General features: G+C 60.3%; 20 protein-coding genes. 7 read left to right on the plus strand and 13 right to left on the minus strand.

Annotated features, from left to right (window positions below):
- Positions 1-132: 132 nt before the first annotated feature.
- From ACROHD_RS04545 to ACROHD_RS04560, 4 genes are all read right to left on the minus strand, one after another.
- A complete protein-coding gene (locus tag ACROHD_RS04545; protein WP_432676163.1) occupies positions 133-615 on the minus strand; it encodes a hypothetical protein in 483 nt (160 codons plus the stop codon).
- A 69-nt stretch (positions 616-684) separates the two neighbouring features.
- On the minus strand, positions 685-2,292 hold the full coding sequence (locus ACROHD_RS04550) for a peptide chain release factor 3 (RefSeq protein WP_432676233.1): 1,608 nt from the start codon (positions 2,290-2,292) through the stop codon (positions 685-687).
- 49 nt (positions 2,293-2,341) lie between these two features.
- Entirely contained in the window at positions 2,342-3,178 is an 837-nt protein-coding gene (locus ACROHD_RS04555; protein WP_432676164.1) for a universal stress protein, read from the minus strand.
- Between the two features lie 96 nt (positions 3,179-3,274).
- On the minus strand, positions 3,275-4,273 hold the full coding sequence (locus ACROHD_RS04560; RefSeq protein WP_432676165.1) for a Hint domain-containing protein: 999 nt from the start codon (positions 4,271-4,273) through the stop codon (positions 3,275-3,277).
- Between the two features lie 129 nt (positions 4,274-4,402).
- Between ACROHD_RS04560 and ACROHD_RS04565 the strand changes: the two genes are divergently transcribed.
- The 6 genes from ACROHD_RS04565 to ACROHD_RS04590 all read left to right on the plus strand — a co-directional run bounded on the left by ACROHD_RS04565 (position 4,403) and on the right by ACROHD_RS04590 (position 9,673).
- On the plus strand, positions 4,403-5,182 hold the full coding sequence (locus ACROHD_RS04565; RefSeq protein WP_432676166.1) for an SDR family oxidoreductase: 780 nt from the start codon (positions 4,403-4,405) through the stop codon (positions 5,180-5,182).
- Positions 5,183-5,927: 745 nt separating this feature from the next.
- Positions 5,928-7,001 (plus strand): ABC transporter ATP-binding protein, encoded by a 1,074-nt coding sequence (locus tag ACROHD_RS04570; RefSeq protein ID WP_432676167.1) that lies wholly within the window; start codon positions 5,928-5,930, stop codon positions 6,999-7,001.
- 143 nt (positions 7,002-7,144) lie between these two features.
- Complete coding sequence (locus ACROHD_RS04575) at positions 7,145-7,369, plus strand: twin-arginine translocase TatA/TatE family subunit (protein ID WP_432676168.1); 225 nt, start codon at positions 7,145-7,147, stop codon at positions 7,367-7,369.
- Positions 7,370-7,410: 41 nt separating this feature from the next.
- Positions 7,411-7,920: a Sec-independent protein translocase protein TatB gene (gene tatB, locus ACROHD_RS04580; RefSeq protein WP_432676169.1), complete on the plus strand. Its 510-nt coding sequence runs from the start codon at positions 7,411-7,413 to the stop codon at positions 7,918-7,920.
- Positions 7,917-8,834, plus strand: coding sequence for a twin-arginine translocase subunit TatC (gene tatC / locus ACROHD_RS04585; RefSeq protein WP_432676170.1), 918 nt, complete (start codon positions 7,917-7,919; stop codon positions 8,832-8,834). The genes tatB and tatC overlap by 4 nt, the downstream gene beginning before the upstream one ends.
- Complete coding sequence (locus ACROHD_RS04590) at positions 8,831-9,673, plus strand: ATP-binding protein (RefSeq protein WP_432676171.1); 843 nt, start codon at positions 8,831-8,833, stop codon at positions 9,671-9,673. The genes tatC and ACROHD_RS04590 overlap by 4 nt, the downstream gene beginning before the upstream one ends.
- Before the next feature lie 54 nt (positions 9,674-9,727).
- On the opposite strand, the gene ACROHD_RS04595 is transcribed toward ACROHD_RS04590, so the two are convergent.
- The 9 genes from ACROHD_RS04595 to thyX form a co-directional block, all read right to left on the minus strand.
- A complete protein-coding gene (locus tag ACROHD_RS04595) occupies positions 9,728-10,858 on the minus strand; it encodes a peptidoglycan DD-metalloendopeptidase family protein (RefSeq protein WP_432676172.1) in 1,131 nt (376 codons plus the stop codon).
- A gap of 130 nt (positions 10,859-10,988) precedes the next feature.
- The gene (locus tag ACROHD_RS04600; RefSeq protein WP_432676173.1) at positions 10,989-11,630 is read right to left on the minus strand and encodes a protein-L-isoaspartate(D-aspartate) O-methyltransferase; all 642 of its coding nucleotides are present in this window, start codon (positions 11,628-11,630) and stop codon (positions 10,989-10,991) included.
- Entirely contained in the window at positions 11,627-12,412 is a 786-nt protein-coding gene (surE, locus tag ACROHD_RS04605; protein WP_432676174.1) for a 5'/3'-nucleotidase SurE, read from the minus strand. Before surE ends, ACROHD_RS04600 begins: the two co-directional genes overlap by 4 nt.
- A 75-nt stretch (positions 12,413-12,487) precedes the next feature.
- Positions 12,488-13,240 (minus strand): TspO-related membrane protein, encoded by a 753-nt coding sequence (locus ACROHD_RS04610; RefSeq protein ID WP_432676175.1) that lies wholly within the window; start codon positions 13,238-13,240, stop codon positions 12,488-12,490.
- A complete protein-coding gene (serS, locus tag ACROHD_RS04615) occupies positions 13,233-14,525 on the minus strand; it encodes a serine--tRNA ligase (RefSeq protein ID WP_432676176.1) in 1,293 nt (430 codons plus the stop codon). The genes ACROHD_RS04610 and serS overlap by 8 nt, the downstream gene beginning before the upstream one ends.
- A gap of 163 nt (positions 14,526-14,688) precedes the next feature.
- Positions 14,689-15,114 carry a tail fiber domain-containing protein gene (locus ACROHD_RS04620; protein WP_432676177.1) on the minus strand — a complete coding sequence of 142 codons (426 nt, stop codon included), beginning with the start codon at positions 15,112-15,114 and terminating at the stop codon, positions 14,689-14,691.
- 456 nt (positions 15,115-15,570) lie between these two features.
- Positions 15,571-16,233, minus strand: a complete 663-nt coding sequence (locus ACROHD_RS04625; protein WP_432676178.1) for a hypothetical protein — start codon at positions 16,231-16,233, stop codon at positions 15,571-15,573.
- 30 nt (positions 16,234-16,263) lie between these two features.
- Positions 16,264-17,079: an AAA family ATPase gene (locus ACROHD_RS04630; protein WP_432676179.1), complete on the minus strand. Its 816-nt coding sequence runs from the start codon at positions 17,077-17,079 to the stop codon at positions 16,264-16,266.
- Positions 17,049-17,954: an FAD-dependent thymidylate synthase gene (gene thyX / locus ACROHD_RS04635; RefSeq protein WP_432676180.1), complete on the minus strand. Its 906-nt coding sequence runs from the start codon at positions 17,952-17,954 to the stop codon at positions 17,049-17,051. Before thyX ends, ACROHD_RS04630 begins: the two co-directional genes overlap by 31 nt.
- Positions 17,955-18,043: 89 nt before the next feature.
- Here thyX and ACROHD_RS04640 point away from each other — a divergent pair, with 89 nt between their 5' ends.
- Complete coding sequence (locus ACROHD_RS04640) at positions 18,044-18,949, plus strand: DUF817 domain-containing protein (RefSeq protein WP_432676181.1); 906 nt, start codon at positions 18,044-18,046, stop codon at positions 18,947-18,949.
- The last annotated feature ends 7 nt before the right edge of the window (positions 18,950-18,956 follow it).

An 18,956-nucleotide genomic window follows, 5' to 3' on the forward strand; every position in this document is an offset into this window, starting at 1 on the left:
GAGCCCGCGTCATGTGAATGGAGCGCTTCTGCCACATCGCGCTCCGCGGTTCGGACATCGCGCGCGTCGCGATGCTGCGAAAGCACATAAAACAAATCGCGGAAATGGTCAAATCCGAGTGGTTTTCGGGGTTTATGGCGGTTGCGACTGTTGTAGCGAGGCCGCCATGCCGTTGAAAAGCGCGGCGGGGGCGTGGATGTCGATACGGCCATAGGGGCCGAGCAAATGGGCGTCGAGCCCATCACGCGCGGCACGTTCGATCATGCCAGGGCCCAAGGCGATGAACCCGAGTGCGTCATTGCGGCAATGGCCGTGGGTGCAGCCGAGCCGCCGATCGAGGCGACGAAAGGGCATTTCGCGGCCATCCTGCCAGGCCTGATTGACCCGGATCCAAGACATCTGGTTGTGCCGAAAACTGATGACCAGTGCCCAAACCGGGCGGCCATCGGCGCCCATCAAAGACACCACATGGCCAAACAGCACGTAATGCGGTTGGTCCGAGATCACGACCTGGCGGGAGTATGTACCGGTAATCCCTGTGACAGGCGAAGCGAACTCGCCGCCCGCAGTGACGCAGGCGGCGAGGCCCACGCAAATCACTAGATACCGGTACATTCGAGCAAGATGCGCCGGAAACAGTAAACAGATGATTAACAGGGGGTTAGCGGTTACTCCAAACCCGTATCAGACCATCATTTCCTTGGTCGCGGTCAGCTTCACATCCGGGTAGTCGCGGCCCACGCGGTCGATATCCCATTGCAGGCGGGTCAGGAACACAGGGTCACCGTCATTGTCGGTGGCCATGTGCTGCTTGTTGGCCGCCGCGAATTTCTCAACCGCCTGACGGTCCCCCTGCACCCATCGGGCCGAGGTGAACTGGGTGGGTTCAAACCGCACCGGCAGGCCGTATTCCAGCTCGATCCGGCTGGCCAGCACCTCAAATTGCAACGCGCCGACGACGCCGACGATAAAGCCCGAGCCGAAGGTGGGCTTAAAGACCTTGGCGGCGCCTTCCTCGGCGAATTGCATCAGCGCCTTGTCCAGATGCTTGGCCTTGAGGGGATCACCCGCGCGGCAGGTTTGCAGCAGTTCCGGCGCGAAGGAGGGGATGCCGGTAAAGCGCAGCGCCTCGCCCTCGGTCAGCGCGTCCCCGATTCGCAATTGGCCGTGGTTCGGAATGCCGATGATGTCGCCCGCCCATGCTTCCTCCGCCAATTCCCGGTCGCTTGCCAGAAACAGAACCGGGCTAGAGATTGCCATCGGTTTCTTGGACCGCACATGGGTCATCTTCATGCCGCGCTGGAAATGGCCAGAGGCGAGCCGCACAAAAGCTACCCGGTCGCGGTGCTTGGGGTCCATATTGGCCTGCACCTTGAAAACGAAGCCGGTGACTTTCTTCTCTTCCGGCGCAACCTCGCGCGGGGTGGCGGACTGGACCTGCGGTTCGGGACCATAGCCCGCGATGCCGTCCATAAGTTCCTTGACGCCGAAGCTGTTGATGGCCGAGCCGAACCAAATGGGCGTCAGATGGCCTTCAAGAAAGCTCTGCCTGTCGAGGGCTGGCAGCAGCTCGCGCGCCATTTCCACCTCTTCACGCAGCTTCTCCAGCAGATCGGCGGGGATATGCTGTTCCAGAAGCGGATCGTCCAGACCTTCGATCTTGATCGATTCCGCCACCTTGTTGCGGTCGGCGCGATCCATCAGTTCCAGCCGGTCACGCAACAGGTCATAGCAGCCCAGGAAGTCGCGCCCCATGCCAATGGGCCAGCTCGCTGGCGTTACGTCGATGGCAAGGTTTTCCTGAATCTCGTCAATGATATCAAAGACGTCACGGCTTTCGCGGTCCATCTTGTTACAGAACGTCAGGATCGGCAGATCGCGAAGACGGCAGACCTCGAAGAGTTTCTGGGTCTGGCTTTCCACGCCCTTGGCCCCGTCGATGACCATGATCGCGGCGTCAACGGCGGTCAGCGTCCGATAGGTGTCCTCGGAAAAGTCCGAGTGACCGGGCGTGTCCACCAGGTTGAAGCGGTATTTGCCGTAGTCAAAGGACATGGCCGAGGCTGAAACCGAAATGCCCCTGTCCTTTTCCATCTGCATAAAGTCCGACCGTGTGCGCCGCGCCTCTCCCTTGGCGCGCACCTGTCCGGCCATCTGGATGGCACCACCATAAAGGAGGAATTTTTCCGTCAGCGTCGTCTTGCCAGCGTCGGGATGCGAGATGATCGCAAAGGTCCGGCGGCGGGCGATTTCGGGCGGAAGCTCGGGGCGGTTTGTGGGCGTGTCCAGCATGGCCGCGCGTATAGGCGCAGCCATGGGAATTGGCAAGGAAATCCGGGGATCAGGCGGGCCGTGCGATCAGCACGTCGCAGGGCGGCTGCCGCAGCAGATCAGCGGCCACGCTGCCAAGCAGGGCGCGACCCTGACCGACCCGGCCATGGGCACCGGCGGTGATCAGGCTGGCGCCCGTTGCCGCCAGTTGTGCGGCCAGAACCTGGCTGACGCTGCCCGGCGCAATAACGGTCGGGCCGCAGGCATCGGGCAGGGCGATTTCATCGCGCCAGCGGGCCTCGTCTTCGGTCGCTTCCAGGCGGAAGCTGGCGGTCATCTCATCCATATCCTGGCCGCCATAGGTCATCAGCCCGCTATAGGGCACATGAAATGCGTGAACCGGCGTGATCTGCGCCTTAGGCGCCAAATGAAGGGCCAGAGTTATGGCCGCGGTGGAGGCGGGCGAGAAATCGGTTGCGGCCAACACATGATCATAGGCGTGATCCACCCGATCAGAAACCATCAGCACAGGACAAGCGGTCAAACGAACCAGCCGCTGCGCGGTGGTTTCGCGCACGGCATCAAGGAAGGGCCGGGGCCTGTGCGTGCCAAGGATCAGAAGGGTGGGGTCGTTTTGCGCCACCAGCGCCAGGATATCCGCCGTTGGGTCGCCGTACTGGGCGTGAATTGTGATATCAACCTTGTCTGACAGGCTCTTGGTGAACTGGTTCAACAGGGTAACGGCGGCATCGTGGGCGCTTGCGGCGATCTCGGGCGGGGCGGCATCATCCACCACGTGGCAAACGATCAGCCTTGCGTCATGATGTTCAGCCAACCAGATGGCCCGGCGAATGGCGCGGTCACTGCGTGGCGACATGTCCGTTGCGACGACGAATGACTTGGACATATGAGCTCCCCCTTGTCTTTTCTATAAAACATATGGGGTGCTTTGACGCGCGGGCAATATATCAGGGTCGCTTTGCCGCTGCCTTGTGCGGAGTGTTCAGTCCAGTTTGCCGCGGCTGGCGCGGGTCAGACGCTCGGCCGGATCGCCGGCCTCTTTCAGCGCCTTGTCGTCCACTTCGATGTCAGAGGCCAAATGCCGGTCGGCATCGGTCTGCTCGGTTGCCACATGTTCAGGCAATACCGCACGGGTCTGGGGCGTCACCAGCAGGCTTTCGACGGCCACGCCCTCTGCATAGATGATCTCATGCGCGCCGAAGAGGATCTGATAGCTTTCAATAAAGCCGCCCTCTTCGCGCCCGACAGTATCGTCATTGACCAGATGCGCGGCCTTGACCAGCACTTCGGCGCGGCCAGTCCCGAGCTCATCTTTGCGCTGCCAGATGAACAGCCGGTGATGGGGAAAGAGCCGCAGGTCGTTGGCAACGTTGAGCGTGCCCTCGCGGATGCGGATCGGGGCAAGTGCCCCTGTGGCCCGCTGCACCTGCTGACCGATCCAGCGGATCTCTTGCGGGCCATGATCGCGGGTAAGCAAGCGATCACCAGCGCGCAGATCCTCAACCGGAACCTGACGCCCGTTGGCCATGGTCAACCGCGTGCCTGCAATAAAGCTGACGCTGGCAATATCTGCCAGCCGTTGCGCGGCCAATGCGGGTTCCGAGGCGACGAGTTCGTACTCGCCACGCGGGGTCATCGGAGCCAGCGGCAGGAAATGGCGCGCGGTTTCGTCCTCGCCCGAAAGGGTCAGGACCAGCAGCTCGACGAAGGTGCCGTCGGGGGCCATTAGGCTGTGGCAGACCTCCAGCACGACCGCGTCGCCGGGCTGCCCGACCTCGGACCCGTCCGCCACTTCGGTTCCATTGGGCCCGTCCCAGATCGCCAATGCGCGAGACTGCGCATCGCGGGCCAAACGATAGCTGTCGCCGGCCACAACATCCTGCACCCCGCCAATCGGATCACCCTCATTGGCGCCCCAATGCACGATCAGGTCGCTGGCGGTATAGGTTGGGAAGCTGAACTGAGCGGTACGACGGGGCATAAAACAATATCCTTTGTGCTCCGGTTAGCCGCGAGCTGGCCAAACCGTCAAGCGGACAGAAGGTGGCAGGGCCTGCATCAGCATGGTAAGCCAATAGTTAACGAAACATGAACAGTGGAGAACAGGGTCATGGATCTGGGAATTTCTGGCAAGCGGGCATTGGTTTGCGCCTCGTCCAAGGGCCTTGGGCGCGGCTGCGCTACGATGCTGGCGGCCAACGGTGTCAATCTGGTGATGAATGCGCGCGGTGCAGAGGCGCTGAACCAGACGGCGGCGGAGATCCGCGAAGCCTATGGGGTAGAGGTCGTGACCGTACCCGCTGACATCACCACCGATGCGGGCCGTGCGGAGGTTCTGAAAGCGGCAGGAGAGGTCGATATCCTGGTGACAAACGCAGGTGGCCCGCCGCCGGGGTCTTGGCAGGACTGGGAGCGCGAGGATTTCATCAAGGCGCTTGACGCCAACATGCTGACCCCGATCGCGCTGATGAAGGCACTGTTGCCGGGCATGATGGACCGTGGATGGGGCAGGGTGGTGAACATCACCTCACAATCCGTGAAAGCACCGATTGCGGTTTTGGGCCTGTCGAATTCGGCCCGCGCCGGGCTAACAGGCTATGTGGCGGGAACCTCTCGGCAAGTTGCAGGTAAGGGTGTGATCATCAACAACCTGCTGCCGGGCATTCACGCCACGGACCGTGCAGTGTCGCTGGATACGACTGTAGCCGCTCAGACAGGGGTGACGTTGGAAGAAGCCATGGACCGCCGCGCCGCGACGATTCCAGCCGGACGCTATGGCACGGCCGAGGAATTCGGCGCGACCTGCGCGTTCCTGTGTTCTCAATACGCGGGCTTTATTGTGGGTCAGAACATCCTTTTGGACGGCGGCGCGACAAATGCGACGCTGTAGAGACCACATAATCGAGGATCTGAGCGCCTGAGAAGACTCAGACTCGATCTGTAATCCTTTGATTCACTGAGAAGATAACCCGCTTTTGTGGGTATGATACGGCTGTCTTTCCCAGAGAAAACAACCACCTGGAGTGGTGGGTGTGACCGACGCGCAGTCAGCGGTCGATCCTGTAGGTGTATAATTGACTCAAATAAGCTGACCACAGCGGGAGTCTGATGAGATATCAATGGAGTATCCGGGTACGGACTGCCTACTTTCATGCAAAATAGATTCCAGATTCACGGACTCCAAAGGCATTTCTGCGTGATCTGGCTTGGAAAAGATTCCAGAATCCCAACTTACATTCACTATCTGATCCAAAATCGAGACATTGGGGCCTAGTGCTGAGTGTCTTTGCAAGATAATTTGATCAAATATGGGATTTTTCGACCAAAATACCTGCGAAACGTAAGAAATTCAGGGATATTGCAACTTGCCTCGGCACAGCGCCTCATCTGGTCGATCGTGGGCGTGATCTACGACCTCCTGGGTCATTGATCGCCTGTGGATAAGCCTGTGGATGAATTTGATTAAAACTTGGATTCCAAGTAGATTCCTCAAAAAGTTGAAGCAAAAGATGAACCCGTTTCCTCCCCGCCATGAGAGGGAGTTCGTCAAGACGCTCGTTTGGCGGGTGCTTGAAACATGGTTGCGGGGCTGATAGCTGCAAATCTGAGACAATTGATCGGAATTGCCGCCCGTGTTGCAGCCCCCCAGACTGGCCGTACAAAACCTGACCTGCGATTTCGCGGGCCGAACGGTGTTGCGGGACGTGTCGCTCCAGGTTGCACCGGGGGAGGTGATGTGCCTACTGGGCCCCTCTGGTTGCGGCAAGACCACAACCTTGCGCGTGATCGCGGGGATCGAGCGGCAAAGCGCAGGCACGGTCAGTGTGGATGGAAAAGTGCTCGCAGACGGGTCTTTGCACCTGCCACCAGAGGCGCGTGGCGTAGGGCTGATCTTTCAGGACTTCGCGCTGTTCCCGCATCTCAGCGTTGGCCAGAACATTGCCTTTGGCCTGACTGGCGCCAAGGCCGAAAAATCCAAGCGCGTGCAAGAGCTTTTGACGCGTGTCGATCTGAAAGGCTACGCCGACAAAGCCCCGCATATGCTGTCGGGGGGTGAGCAGCAGCGCGTGGCGCTGGCCCGCGCGCTTGCGCCGCGTCCCGGTGTGATGCTGATGGATGAGCCCTTCTCCGGACTCGACAACCGCCTGCGTGACGGCATCCGCGATGAGACGCTTGAACTGCTAAAGGAAGAAGGCACCGCCGTCGTTCTGGTCACTCACGAGCCCGAAGAGGCGATGCGCATGGCCGACCAGATCGCGCTGATGCGCGGGGGGCGGATCGTTCAGCAGGGCGCACCTTACAACATATACAACGCCCCTTGCGACCGTGACGCCGCAGCGTTTTTTTCCGATATCAACGTGATCACTGGCACTGTCGAGGGCGCGCTGACCGACACAGCCTTTGGTCAGTTCCTTGCCCCTGGCCATCCGGACGGCACCCAGGTCGAGATTATCTTCCGCCCGCAGCATGTGAAGATCGACTTCGACAGGGGTGGACGCGGGCCTAACCCGACTCCGCTGGATGGTGCCCCTGCGCGCGGTGTGGTCGAACGAGCCAGGTTCATGGGACATGAAAGCCTTGTGGAATTCCGCATGGATTTCAACAAACAGATTCTCAAGGCAACCGTCCCGGCTGTCTTTCTTCCCAAGCCTGGAATGGCTCTTTGGTTGACCATCCGGCGCGACCGCTGTTTCGTTTTTTCCAAGTAAATCAGTCTGCAGCTGTATTTTTCGGCTGATTTCTGCCCGCATTAGGCAGATTGGGGCTTTGATCCCGCCCGCAGAATCCATACGTATATGGCAGACAAACTCACGGAGGCGGGTCATGGCCGCCCCGGACAAGGGAGACTGAAATGCTCAACAATATTGGCCTGCCGGGCCTTCTGCTTATCGCGGTTGTTGTCCTCGTGCTGTTTGGCCGTGGCAAGATCGCAGGTCTTATGGGCGAAGTGGGCAAAGGCATCACCGCGTTCAAGCGCGGCGTTCGTGACGGCACCGAGGAAATCGAAAATGCGGCCAATGACGCAGGCGAAGAAGCCCGCGACGTGACCCCCGAACGTGATCGTGAAAACGCCTGATCCCCTGCGTGGGGCTGGCACAGTCGGGCTGAGGGGCTGCCATGTTTGACATTGGCATGTGGGAACTGATGGTCGTGGGCATCGTGGCGTTGATCGTCGTGGGCCCCAAGGATCTTCCCAAGATGTTCAGAACGCTCGGTCAGGTGACCGGGCGCATTCGCGGTATGGCGAGAGAGTTCCAAACCACGATGAACGCGGCGGCCAGCGAAACTGGCCTCGATGAAATGGCCAAGGATCTCAAGAAGGCAACCGATATCACCCGCGATCTGCGCAAGGTCACCAGCCCGCGCAAGATGGGGATGGAGGCGATGAGAAAGGCCGCAGGATCTGCGCTGGACGGAGATGATGCGTCAGAGCCTGAACGGCCCCTCACCGAGACCGAAAAACTGGCGCAACAGCGTCATAAGCAGGCCGAGGAACGCGTTGCTGCCGCGCAGGAACGCGCGGCCGCCCGCGCGAGCGCTGCGGTAGAGGCGGCAGAGGATGCTGCTGCCGTTGCACAAGATGATCTGCCACGGGCAGAGCCCCGCACCGGAACCGCCGACACATGAAAAAAGATGAGATCGAAGACAGCTCCGCCCCGCTAATCGAGCATCTGGCAGAGCTTCGGACCCGGCTGATCTGGTCGGTGCTGGCCTTCGTCATTGCTATGGTGGCCTGTTTCACTGTGGCCGAACCGATCCTCGAGTTCCTGTTCCAGCCCATCCGGACGATCCTCTTGGAACGGGGTGAAGACCCACGCTTGATCTTCACCGCCCCACAAGAGAAGTTCTTTACCCTGATCCGGGTATCGGTGGTCATGGGCTTCGGCTTGGCCTTCCCGGTTATTGCTTACCAGATGTGGCGTTTCGTGGCGCCGGGGCTGTACAAGACCGAAAAGAACGCTTTCCTGCCCTTCCTGATCGCCTCGCCGCTGCTGTTCCTGGCCGGTGCTGCATTCGCCCATTTCGTGGTGACGCCGCTGGCGATGCGGTTCTTTATCGGGTTTTCCGATGTGATCCCGGCTCTTACGTCGCTGATCACCGGCATGGAGTCCGGTGTTGAACCCGGCACCAATGATGAGCTTCAGACCGTCTTCCTTGGCTCGGTGAAGGAGTCACTGGATCTGGAACTCAAGTTCATCTTCGCTTTTGGCATCTGCTTCCAGTTGCCGGTTCTGTTGACCCTGATGGGCAAGGCCGGGCTGGTCTCTGCCGAGGGGTTGGGGAATGTCCGCAAATACGCCGTAGTTGGCATTCTGGTGCTGGCCGCCCTCGTGACGCCGCCCGACGTGATCACACAGCTGATCCTTTTCGTTGTGGTCTATGGCCTATACGAAATTTCGATCCAGTTGGTCAGGCTGGTAGAGCGCAAGCGCGAGAAAGAGCTTCGCGAGAGCGGGTATTATGACGATGAGGATGACTCTTCGGCTGAAGAAGAGCCTGAAACCCCGGCTGAGTCTGAGGCCGAGGACCCCGCGAAATGAGTGAAAACGGTGACCTGAAGCGGATCGCCGAGGCCCTTGAACGTCTGCGCCCCGCGCCGGCTGCGGAACCGGACTGGTCCGCAGCCACAGCCTTTGTCTGGCATGCGGACCCGGACCGGCTGGATCCAGTGGCCCAGGTCAACCGCGTTGACTTGTCTTTGCTTCTTGGGATCAACCGGGCGCGTGATATCCTGATGGAGAACACCCGCCAGTTCGCCGATGGACTGCCTGCCAACAACGCTCTTTTGTGGGGATCGCGAGGGATGGGAAAATCCTCTCTCGTCAAGGCAGTGCATGGCGCGATTGAAGCAGATTTCCCTGAACTGAAACTGGTTGAGGTTCAACGCGAAGACCTGCCCTCTATCGGGCGGCTTCTTTCCATTCTGCGCAAGGCGCCGGTGCGGATTATCCTCTTCTGCGATGATCTTAGCTTCAGCCATGACGATCAGCACTACAAATCGCTCAAGGCGGTGCTGGATGGCGGGGTTGAAGGCCGTCCGGACAACGTGCTGTTCTACGCCACCTCGAACCGCCGCCACCTGATGCCGCGCGACATGATCGAAAATGAACGCTCCAGCGCGATCAATCCGTCGGAAGCGGTTGAGGAAAAGGTGTCCCTGTCGGATCGCTTCGGTCTTTGGCTTGGCTTCCACCCGTGCGATCAGGACGCGTATCTGGCGATGATCCGGGGCTATTGCGATGCCTTTGGCGTGCAGATCGACGACGCCACGATGCGGGCCGAGGCCATTGAATGGCAGGCAACGCGCGGGGCGCGATCGGGCCGGGTGGCTTGGCAGTATTTCACCGATCTGGCGGGGCGTAAGGGCGTTAAAGTTTGACGCCAACCGCTTGACTGGGAAAAGAAAAGGGCGCCTCTGGGACGCCCTTTTTCGTTATTCTATGTAGGGCGTCGGATCGACGGATTCAAAGCCTTGCCGCACCTCGAAATGCAGGAAAGCCGGGTCGCCCTCACCCACATCAGCGATGGTCTGCCCGCGCGAGACGGTATCGCCGCGCTCCACCCGAATATTATCGATATTGGCGTATACCGTCAGCAGGTTGCCAGGGTGGCGCAGCACCAGGATCGGCACCTGATCGGTGTCGCGAGTGATGGCCGCCACTTCACCCGCTGCCGCTGCACGAACCGGCGTACCGGCTGAGGCCGAGAGGTCGATACCTTCGTTCCGGGCGCTGTAGGGGCGCAGGATCTGGCCGGGCACTGGGCGCTGCATCTGCGGTTCCGAGTTTGCAGCAGCCGTTTCTTCCGGCGTCGGGGTCGGGTCGTCCAAGGCTGGGGCCTCGGGCAGTTCAGCCGTTGTGATGTTCTCGGGCAGCGGGTCCGAGGCAGAGGGCGGCACAGGGGTCACTGACTCACCCGGCGAGTTGCCGTCAGGCGAGGACGATGCAGCTTCCAGCACGATCGGGATGATCAGGAATTGCCCCTCGCGCACGGTCAGCTCTGGTCCAAGCCCGTTCCATTCCGCCAAGGCGCGCACAGAGACGCCATACAGGCGCGAAACGGAGTAGGCGGTCTCACCCCGTGCGACACGGTGGCGGACCGGTTCGGCCCCGCCTTGCACCTGTAGAACCGGCGCGGTGGACACGGCAGGCGCATCCGCATCGGCACGGTCAATTGCCGCCGACGCGATCGAGGTGATGTCAGTCGTGCTGGCCGACGCCCCCGGCGGGGTGATCCGGCGGGGCAGGGCCAACACCTCGCCTTCGCGCAGCGGATCAGCTTCGTTTCTACCGTTAAAGCTTGCCAATTCGGCGGCATCCATGCCGATCCGGCTGGCGACGGTGCTTAGGCTGTCCCCTCGGTTGGCAACCACCACCTGATAGGTGGGATAGGTGATCAGCCCGAACTGGTCGGGCTCGGGACGGCTGGCGGTGGCGGCCTCGGTGGCGGGTGTGGCCGCCGTGATCCCGTTGTTGCGGAAATCGAAGTCGAAGCCGCCGGGCGTGTTACATGCCGCCAAGAGCGGCAGGGTCAGGCCAAGGGCGATCTGCGGAAATCTTTTCATCGGCTCTGCAACCTCAATTCTATCTGAAACTATGGCCCCCTTGGAAACGGGGTCTTGCCGCAGCAAAAGCCCTGCGGGTTTCGCAGGGTTTTACACGCGAATCGCCGTAGGTTTCCAGCCCATAGGCGGTTTAGTCCTGGGCCATGCCCTCGATCAGCGGAACGAAGCGCACCGGGCAGAGCTCATCATAGTGCAGGCCCTGCGCTGTTTTGGTGACTTTGATCAGGCTTTGTACCGCGTCCGACTGGCCGACCGGCAGCACCATGATGCCGCCCTCTTTCAGTTGTGCCAGCAGCGGCCCCGGCGGGTCCTCGGCCGCGGCGGTCACGATGATCCGGTCAAAGGGTGCCTGTTCGGGAAGCCCGAAGCTGCCATCGCCGGTGATCACGGTGATGTTGTGCAAGCCCAGGGAATGAAACAGCTTTTCTGAATCGCGCGTCAGGCGGCGGTGACGGTCAACAGTATAAACGCGCCGCGCCAGATGGCTGAGGATCGCGGCCTGATAGCCAGACCCGGTTCCGACCTCCAACACCTTGTCGCGCGGCTCCACCTTCAGCGCCTGTGTCATCATCCCAACAACAGAGGGTTGGCTGATTGTCTGGCCGGAACTGATCGGCAGGGGCATGTCGTCATAGGCGCGATCTTCGAAATGTCCTTTAACGAACAATCCGCGGTCGACCTTCTCCATAGCTCCGAGCGTGCGCGAATCCGTGACCCCCTTCTGGCGAAGGTGGAACAGGAACTGCATCTTTTGCTCGGCATCCCAGGTCATTCAAGTCGCGCTTTCAGATCGGCCAGAACGTCATGGGCGGTCAGGTCCGCGCGCAGCGGCGTGACCGAGATGAACCCGTCCAGATTGGCCTGCGCGTCGCTGTCAGGCGCGGTCGGGTTGTGCTGGCTGCCGCCGGTGATCCACAGGAAACGGCGGCCATTAGGCGCGGTGTGCGGCTGTGCGGAAAAATGCGTACCCCGACGAAACCCCTGACGAACCACGCGGCGGCCTTTGACCTGGCTGCCAGGCAGGGGTGGGAAATTCACGTTGTAGAACGTGCGATAGTCCTCTTCGTCCCAGTGGCCGTGATCCAACAGCGCGCGAATGGTCTCGGCGCCGTGCTGCAAGGCCGCTTCGAACGGGTCATCAAGCTGCAGGTTTTCAGGCCCGAAATACTGCGATAGCGCAATGGACGGAACGCCTTGCAGGGCCGCTTCCATCGCCGCACCAATGGTGCCGGAATAAAGCACGTTCTCGGCGGAATTGTTGCCCCGGTTAACGCCCGATAGCACCAGATCGGGGCGGCTGTCCTTCATCACGTCATGAAGGCCCGCCAAGACGCAATCGGCCGGTGTTCCTTCTGCCGCGTAGCGATTGACCCCGAGGCGGGAAATCATCGTGGGGTGCACATAGCTGATGCAATGGCCAACGCCCGATTGCTCGAAGGCAGGCGCCACGATCCAGACCTCACCATCCGGGCCTGCGATCTCGCGTGCGATGGTTTCCATCACCTTTAGGCCCGGGGCGTTGATGCCGTCGTCGTTGGTGATGAGAATGTGCATGGACCCGCCCTGAAAAACCTGCCTATACGCCCTGTTAGCTGAGGGGGCAGGCCCGGTAAAGGGGCGAGAGATCAGTCAGCCTTCCGAGCGGACCTGCCGGATCATCGCCAATAGCAGGCCGGCAAGGGCCAATACGATTGCACCGGTAAAGACAACATCACCTTGCGGACTTGTCGCATTGGATATCGCCGTGCCTATGAGCGCCCAAGCCAGAGCAACATAGTAGGTGATCGGAGGATGCCGCGTCGCAAGCGTTCCGCCGATAAGAATGACGACCCCGAGCCCAAGATAGCTGGCCGTGTCCGGGGTGATAACAGAATAACCGGCAAGGCTGGTTGCGCCTGCAACACTGGCAGCAGCCGTCAGCCATCCTGCATATAACCCTACGGGACCAGCGGTAAGCCAACCGTCGCGGGATTTCGGCGCACGCAACATTGCGACAACCGCGCCTACAAGCATCACGAAGATGAAGAGCGTTGCCATGATCGGGCTGGTCAAGGCAACGCCGATCCAGCCCGTGCCAATGGCGAGCGACAGGAAGAGAGGCCAGCGCATTGCGTCCCATCCCTCATCGGTGTCGCGCCTGATCAACCCAAAGCCAGCGTGCAATACCAGCCAGGCATAGATGACGCCCCAGATTGAGAACGCATAGCCAGCCGGTTGCAGCGGCTGTGGCAATGCATCGCGCGGGAAGTCTTCGGGGGACCACCCGGTGAAAGGCTCGCTCATTAGTGGGGCGACCGCAAAGGCGAGCGCCGCGCAGACCAGAAGTATCGCCTTCAGCCGAGCTGTGTCGGCGCGGTCTTCCGGGCCGGTCGGATCAGACAAGGGTGCCATCCGCCGCCAGCCGGGTTTTGCCGCCCAGGTAGGGGTGCAGCGCCTCTGGCAGGTCAACGGAACCGTCCTCTTGCTGGCCATTCTCCAGAACAGCGATAAGGCAACGGCCCACGGCCACGCCCGAGCCGTTCAGCGTGTGGACGAACTCCGGCTTGCCGCCGCCTGCGGGCCGGAACCGGGCATTCATCCGCCGCGCCTGGTAGTCGCCGCAGACGGAACAGGAGCTGATCTCGCGATAGGTGTTCTGACCCGGCAGCCAGACCTCGATATCATGGGTTCGCCGTGCGCCTGCGCCCATGTCGCCGGTGCACAGCACCACGGTGCGGTAGGGAAGCCCCAGCCGTTCAAGGATTCCTTGCGCGCAATCGGTCATCCTATCCAGCTCTGCGCGGGACAGATCGGGGTGCGTGACCGAGACCATCTCCACCTTCTCGAACTGGTGCTGGCGCAGCATTCCCGCAGTGTCGCGGCCCGCGCTGCCGGCTTCCGATCGGAAGCAGAGCGAATGGGCGGTGTAGCGGCGGGGCAGGTAGCTTTCCTCGACGATGTGACCGGCAACGATATTGGTGAGCGGCACTTCGGAGGTTGGAATGAGCCACCAGCCTTCACGCGTCTGATAGCTGTCCTCGCCGAATTTCGGCAGCTGGCCGGTGCCATACATGGTTTCCGACAGCACCAGAACGGGCGGGTTCACTTCCGTCAACCCGTTCTCAACCGTATGAATATCCAGCATAAACTGCGCCAGTGCCCGGTGGAGGCGCGCGACGCCCCCGGACAGCATCACGAAGCGGGAGCCAGAGAGCTTCGCCGCCGTCTCGAAATCCATGCCGTCCTGGGTGGCGGCCAATTCGTAATGCTCCTTGGGGTCGAACGTGAACTCCTTCGGCGTGCCCCAACGGCGGATCTCCACGTTGTCGGTCTCGTCCGCCCCGTCTGGCACATCATCATGGGGCAAGTTCGGCAGCGCCTCCAACAGCGCCTTCAACGCCGCGTCCTTGGCCTTGGCATCTTCATCCAGTCGCGCGATTTCGTCTTTCTTTTCAGCAACAAGCGCGCGCAGGCGTTCAAATTCCGCCTCATCGCCAGAGGCCTTGGCCCGGCCTACATCCTTGGACGCGGCGTTGCGTTCGGCCTGCGCGTTTTCGGCTGCGGAAATGCAGGCGCGGCGCTCTTCGTCGAGCGCCAGAATGGCGGGCGATTGCGCAGGCAGGCCGCGGCGGGCCATGGCGGCATCAAAGGCTGCGGGGTTGTCGCGGATGGCGCGGATATCGTGCATTTTGGGCCTCTTTCGGCGGGCGTTTCGCAGGTTCTATGCCCGAAACCGGGGCGGGTTTGAACCCTGAAATGAGGGGGGCGCCACCCTCACACGCCCCCGCACAGACAGAAAGCCCCCCGCGCCGGGTCTGGCAGCGGGGGGCTGTCGCAAAAATTTGGCCGGATCAGGGGGCGACGATGGCGGGCTCGATACCCAGCATCGTGTAGTTCACCGCCAGATAACCGCCGGGCAGGGTGACCACGGCCTCGGGCGTATGGGTCAGAACCTCTTGCGCCATCACACCGCGATGCACGGTGGGCGAGCCGACATAGCGGTATTCATAGAGCGTCAGCCCGTTGGCGGCGGTGCCCACTGGGGTGATATCGGTCTTGAGCCGCGCATCGCTGATGGCGACGGTCTGCCCGTCGCCCGCGTTGATCGCGAGCGCGAACATCACGAGGGCCAGCAGAGGCACAAGGATACCCCCGGCGCTGGAGGACGTGTCCTCGACAATCACCTGCGGTTCGAGCACCGGCTCGACATAGCCGCTGGCAGCCAGCGGATTGGCCAGCGCGGCGGATAGGGCGGTTGCGGTCAGTAGCTTCTTCATGGTCCCTCCACATGATTGACTTGCACAAACATTAACGCGGGGATGCGGGCGGGCGAAGAGAATTCGTTGCGATGGTGGGGAGGAGGAGGCCCCCGCCTGCGCGGGGGTGACAGGGGGAACGCCCTCGACGACGCGCGCGGGTGTGAGCAGGCTACCTAGAAACGCTCCGGGGGAGCTGCGCCCACGACCGGGCGGAGCCCCGAGGCCGGGTAAGCCGCGGCATCGACGACGCGCGCGGGGGCGATGCTGCCTCTCTACGGTGCGCTTTATCCCGGCCAAGCCCGGATGACCTCAATCATCAGCGCAGGTGTCAGCCAAATCGCCTCCGCGTGGGGGCGCGTCGGCGATGGCGCGGCGGCTTCGCCTTTACTCCGCGCGGGGTGGGGATTGAGGGTGGTAGGGAGGGCAGTTTGGCCATCCTACGTTTGCTATCTAGTGATTGACTTCTGACATCTGCTAGTGAACCCGCATCCGAATGCGACCCCAATCGTTCCTATACTGGTCTTTTGCAAGACGCATCGCCGCAGAAAAAACCTTACTCGAACAGTCAGAAATGTCCGCATTCGTCAATTCACGACACAGTGCCCTATAGTAAGCCTTACACGGTTCACGCTCACTCCTACCGTCTGTCCGAGGAATAACTATTTGGGTAGGAAGGTTAATTTGAAAATCACCGCAAACCCCACGCAAATGCTTAAGATATGCTTCTCGGTCCCGGCTAACCATTAGCACCAAAAAGCACTCAGGAGTGAACGGAATGACAAGCTTGCTTTCTCCCTCAGAAAAATAGAAAGATACGTGCTCATTATTCGGATTGACTTGACGCTGCTCCTGCATCGTATCTTCGACATCACCATCCATAAGTAGCGAGACCCTTGAAATAGTGTCATTCTGTGCTCTTAGTGCGCGAAACAAATCGATTGCAGACGTCCAGCTACCAGCACTTATTACCTTATACTTTGGGCGCTTTTCCGGAAGAAGATCAACGGCCGCACATTCAAATACAGCTTCAACGAAATCTCTTGCGGACGCATCTTCAACAACGAAAATCCGGTCTGTTGCCCGCTCTTCGCTGCCAGCCATCGCACCAAGAACAACAGATTTTTGTGGCCCGATCACGATCGAGTGAGATTCGGCATCTTTCTTGAGTCACAAGATCTGATTTTGCTTGGAAAGCTTGAGCAATGTAGCAGAGTGCGTCGAAAAAATAGCCGTATGGTTTCCCTCCGAGGTTAATCTAGAAATGATTGAAAAAAGGCGAGCCTGTGCCGTGGGGTGTAACGCAATCTCCAATTCATCTATTAGGATTAAGCTTTGAGATGGAAGAGCAAGAACGCGCTTCAACAACTTCAATACGCATAGCTCACCAACAGACAGGAGTTTTTCTCCAAAGTAGTCATATGGAGATTGATGACCTTTCCTAATAACAAATGCTTCGTTTACGCCACGTGTCACATTCACAACCCTAAGGTTACTGAATCGGTTCGTGTTAAAAACCTCATTTGCTAAGTCAATTATTCTTTGATTGGCAGAGCGAGACCGAGCTGGATTGAAGTCTTCGGGTTTGGGTGTAATCCGATCCGCTGTAGCGCCAATGTGCACGACGCCGTTAAATCCAATTTTTCTTAGAAGCGAGGCCTGACTCCTGGGACGTGGAACCCAGCGATGCCTGTTCCTCCTGTAAGCCACACGGCTCTTGTTGACTTGATACGAGACCTGAGCATTTTCAAAGCTAACCAACCGTCGACTTATCGATGAGGATGGAAAGTGATCTCTAAATGCATCTTTGTAATTAATTCGATAAAGACAAGTCAGAAGTGCAGATTTGCCTACGCCATTTGCGCCGGTCAACAACCAGGTCCCGGATTTTGGTATTGGAAACTCTAGGTGTTGTATCGACTTCAGGTTTCTGATTTCAAGCAAAGGCCTATTACTCACCCAAACACCTCCACAAACTCCCGCCATTCCCCGGCGCTCATGCCGGAGGTCTCCTGCGTCACCGCTTCCCCGGCCAGCCGCCGTCTGATCACCTCGACGCCCTTGCCGCTCAGGCTCACCCCGCCCATCCGGTAATCTTCGAACGCGCCATAGGCGGCGGGGACCCAGTCCCGCACCATCTCGGCAATCGCCTCCGCATAGACGCGGATTTCATACTGCGCATGGGAATCGGCGCGCAGGCGGAGGAAGTGGAAGAGGTTGTGCAGGTCGGTCTTCCAATACCATTGCGTGTAGACATTGGCGGGCAGGTTCATGCGCGCAAGCTCTCGCGCCAGGCCCTGCTGGCCGTCCTGGCTCAGCATCGACTGGTAATTGTCATAGGCGCGGGTCGAATCGTCCTTGAGGATGCGCAGGACGCGTTCGGCCTCCTCCCCCTGCAGCACGTCCCCGCGCCCCTGGTTGTTGACCACGGACTGCGCGGCGAGCGCATCGGGGGCGGGGATGTAGAACTCGCGATCGAGGATCGAGTAGCGGGCGGAATATTCGTTGACGTTCGCCGTGCGGTGGCGAATCCACTGGCGGGCCACGAAAACGGGCAGTTTGACATGCAGCTTGACCTCGCACATTTCAAACGGGGTGGAGTGCCAGTGGCGCATCAGGTAGCGGATCAAGCCACTGTCATCGCGGGCTTTTTTCGTTCCGGCGCCGTAGCTGACACGGGCCGCCTGCACGATGGCGGCATCGTCGCCCATATAGTCCACCACCCGCACAAAGCCATGGTCCAAAACCGGCTGCGCGGTGTAGAGGTGCTTTTCCATCCCCGGGGCCACCGCGCGCAAAGTGGGTTGCGCATTTTCGCGGGCTGCGGTGATATCGGCCAATTGATCGTCGCTGAGCGGCATCGTTTTTCTTTCTTCTTCGGGGAATCGCGCGTTTCCCATATTTTGCCCCACCGGGGCGCAGGACCGCAAGATAAAGGGGCATTTTAAGCATGGCAGATCGCGGAACCGCCTTTCTGGAACGCCGTTTGGGGGATTGGGCGCGGGCAAGGTTGCACCCTTACGCGGCCGAATTCATAATGTTCGTCCTGAAACAGGGATGGGCCGCGATGTTCGGCATCCTGTTCCTGGTGGCGATCATCGGCACCAAGGCGGTCTGGCAGGAGGGATGGGCGCTGGCGCGATACGACGCGCTGTTCCTGTTTGCGGTGGTGACGCAGGTGGCGTTTGTCTGGCTGCGGCTGGAGGAGTGGGAGGAGGTGAAGGTGATCGCGCTCTTCCACCTCACCGGCACCATCATGGAAATCTTCAAGCTGGCGCAGGGATCATGGGATTACCCGGAGCAGGGGATTTTCGAGATCGGCGGCGTGCCGCTTTTTTCCGGCTTCATGTATGCATGCGTGGGCAGCTATATCGCCCGCGTGATCCGCATCTTTCATATGGAGTTCGCGCCTTACCCGCCCTTCTGGACCACGGTGCTGCTGGCGGGCGCGATCTACGGCAATTTCTTCGCCCATCATTTCCTGCCCGATATCCGGGTGGGGCTGTTTCTGGCCACGGTGCTGCTGTTTTGGCGCACCCGCATCTGGTTCTTCCCCGGCACCGACCCGCGCTGGATGCCGTTGCCTGTGGCCGCGGGGCTGGCGGCCGTCTTCATCTGGATCGCCGAGAATATCGGCACCGTCACGCGCACATGGGCCTATGCGGGGCAGGGGCAGTTCGACATGGTGTCGCTCGGCAAGCTCGGGTCGTGGTATCTGCTGCTCTATGTCAGCTTCGTGACCGTAACGATCATCATGCGGGACGAGTTGAAGCCCCATCCGGTTCGCCCCGCCCCACGAGAAATTTATCGCGGTCCCCACGCGACAAGTGACACAAGCCGCGCTACCATTCCCTGAAACGAAC

Source organism: Nioella aestuarii, assembly GCF_050896395.1.
In the GTDB taxonomy this organism is placed as follows: Bacteria; Pseudomonadota; Alphaproteobacteria; order Rhodobacterales; family Rhodobacteraceae; genus Nioella; species Nioella aestuarii.

Excerpts from the sequence above, each read along its gene's own strand:
- ACROHD_RS04545 (WP_432676163.1), bottom strand. The coding sequence starts at position 615 with ATGTACCGGTATCTAGTGATTTGCGTGGGCCTCGCCGCCTGCGTCACT.
- ACROHD_RS04550 (WP_432676233.1), bottom strand. The coding sequence starts at position 2,292 with ATGCTGGACACGCCCACAAACCGCCCCGAGCTTCCGCCCGAAATCGCC.
- ACROHD_RS04555 (WP_432676164.1), bottom strand. The coding sequence starts at position 3,178 with ATGTCCAAGTCATTCGTCGTCGCAACGGACATGTCGCCACGCAGTGAC.
- ACROHD_RS04560 (WP_432676165.1), bottom strand. The coding sequence starts at position 4,273 with ATGCCCCGTCGTACCGCTCAGTTCAGCTTCCCAACCTATACCGCCAGC.
- ACROHD_RS04565 (WP_432676166.1), top strand. The coding sequence starts at position 4,403 with ATGGATCTGGGAATTTCTGGCAAGCGGGCATTGGTTTGCGCCTCGTCC.
- ACROHD_RS04575 (WP_432676168.1), top strand. The coding sequence starts at position 7,145 with ATGCTCAACAATATTGGCCTGCCGGGCCTTCTGCTTATCGCGGTTGTT.
- tatB (WP_432676169.1), top strand. The coding sequence starts at position 7,411 with ATGTTTGACATTGGCATGTGGGAACTGATGGTCGTGGGCATCGTGGCG.
- tatC (WP_432676170.1), top strand. The coding sequence starts at position 7,917 with ATGAAAAAAGATGAGATCGAAGACAGCTCCGCCCCGCTAATCGAGCAT.
- ACROHD_RS04590 (WP_432676171.1), top strand. The coding sequence starts at position 8,831 with ATGAGTGAAAACGGTGACCTGAAGCGGATCGCCGAGGCCCTTGAACGT.
- ACROHD_RS04595 (WP_432676172.1), bottom strand. The coding sequence starts at position 10,858 with ATGAAAAGATTTCCGCAGATCGCCCTTGGCCTGACCCTGCCGCTCTTG.
- ACROHD_RS04600 (WP_432676173.1), bottom strand. The coding sequence starts at position 11,630 with ATGACCTGGGATGCCGAGCAAAAGATGCAGTTCCTGTTCCACCTTCGC.
- surE (WP_432676174.1), bottom strand. The coding sequence starts at position 12,412 with ATGCACATTCTCATCACCAACGACGACGGCATCAACGCCCCGGGCCTA.
- serS (WP_432676176.1), bottom strand. The coding sequence starts at position 14,525 with ATGCACGATATCCGCGCCATCCGCGACAACCCCGCAGCCTTTGATGCC.
- ACROHD_RS04620 (WP_432676177.1), bottom strand. The coding sequence starts at position 15,114 with ATGAAGAAGCTACTGACCGCAACCGCCCTATCCGCCGCGCTGGCCAAT.
- ACROHD_RS04630 (WP_432676179.1), bottom strand. The coding sequence starts at position 17,079 with ATGGCGGGAGTTTGTGGAGGTGTTTGGGTGAGTAATAGGCCTTTGCTT.
- thyX (WP_432676180.1), bottom strand. The coding sequence starts at position 17,954 with ATGCCGCTCAGCGACGATCAATTGGCCGATATCACCGCAGCCCGCGAA.
- ACROHD_RS04640 (WP_432676181.1), top strand. The coding sequence starts at position 18,044 with ATGGCAGATCGCGGAACCGCCTTTCTGGAACGCCGTTTGGGGGATTGG.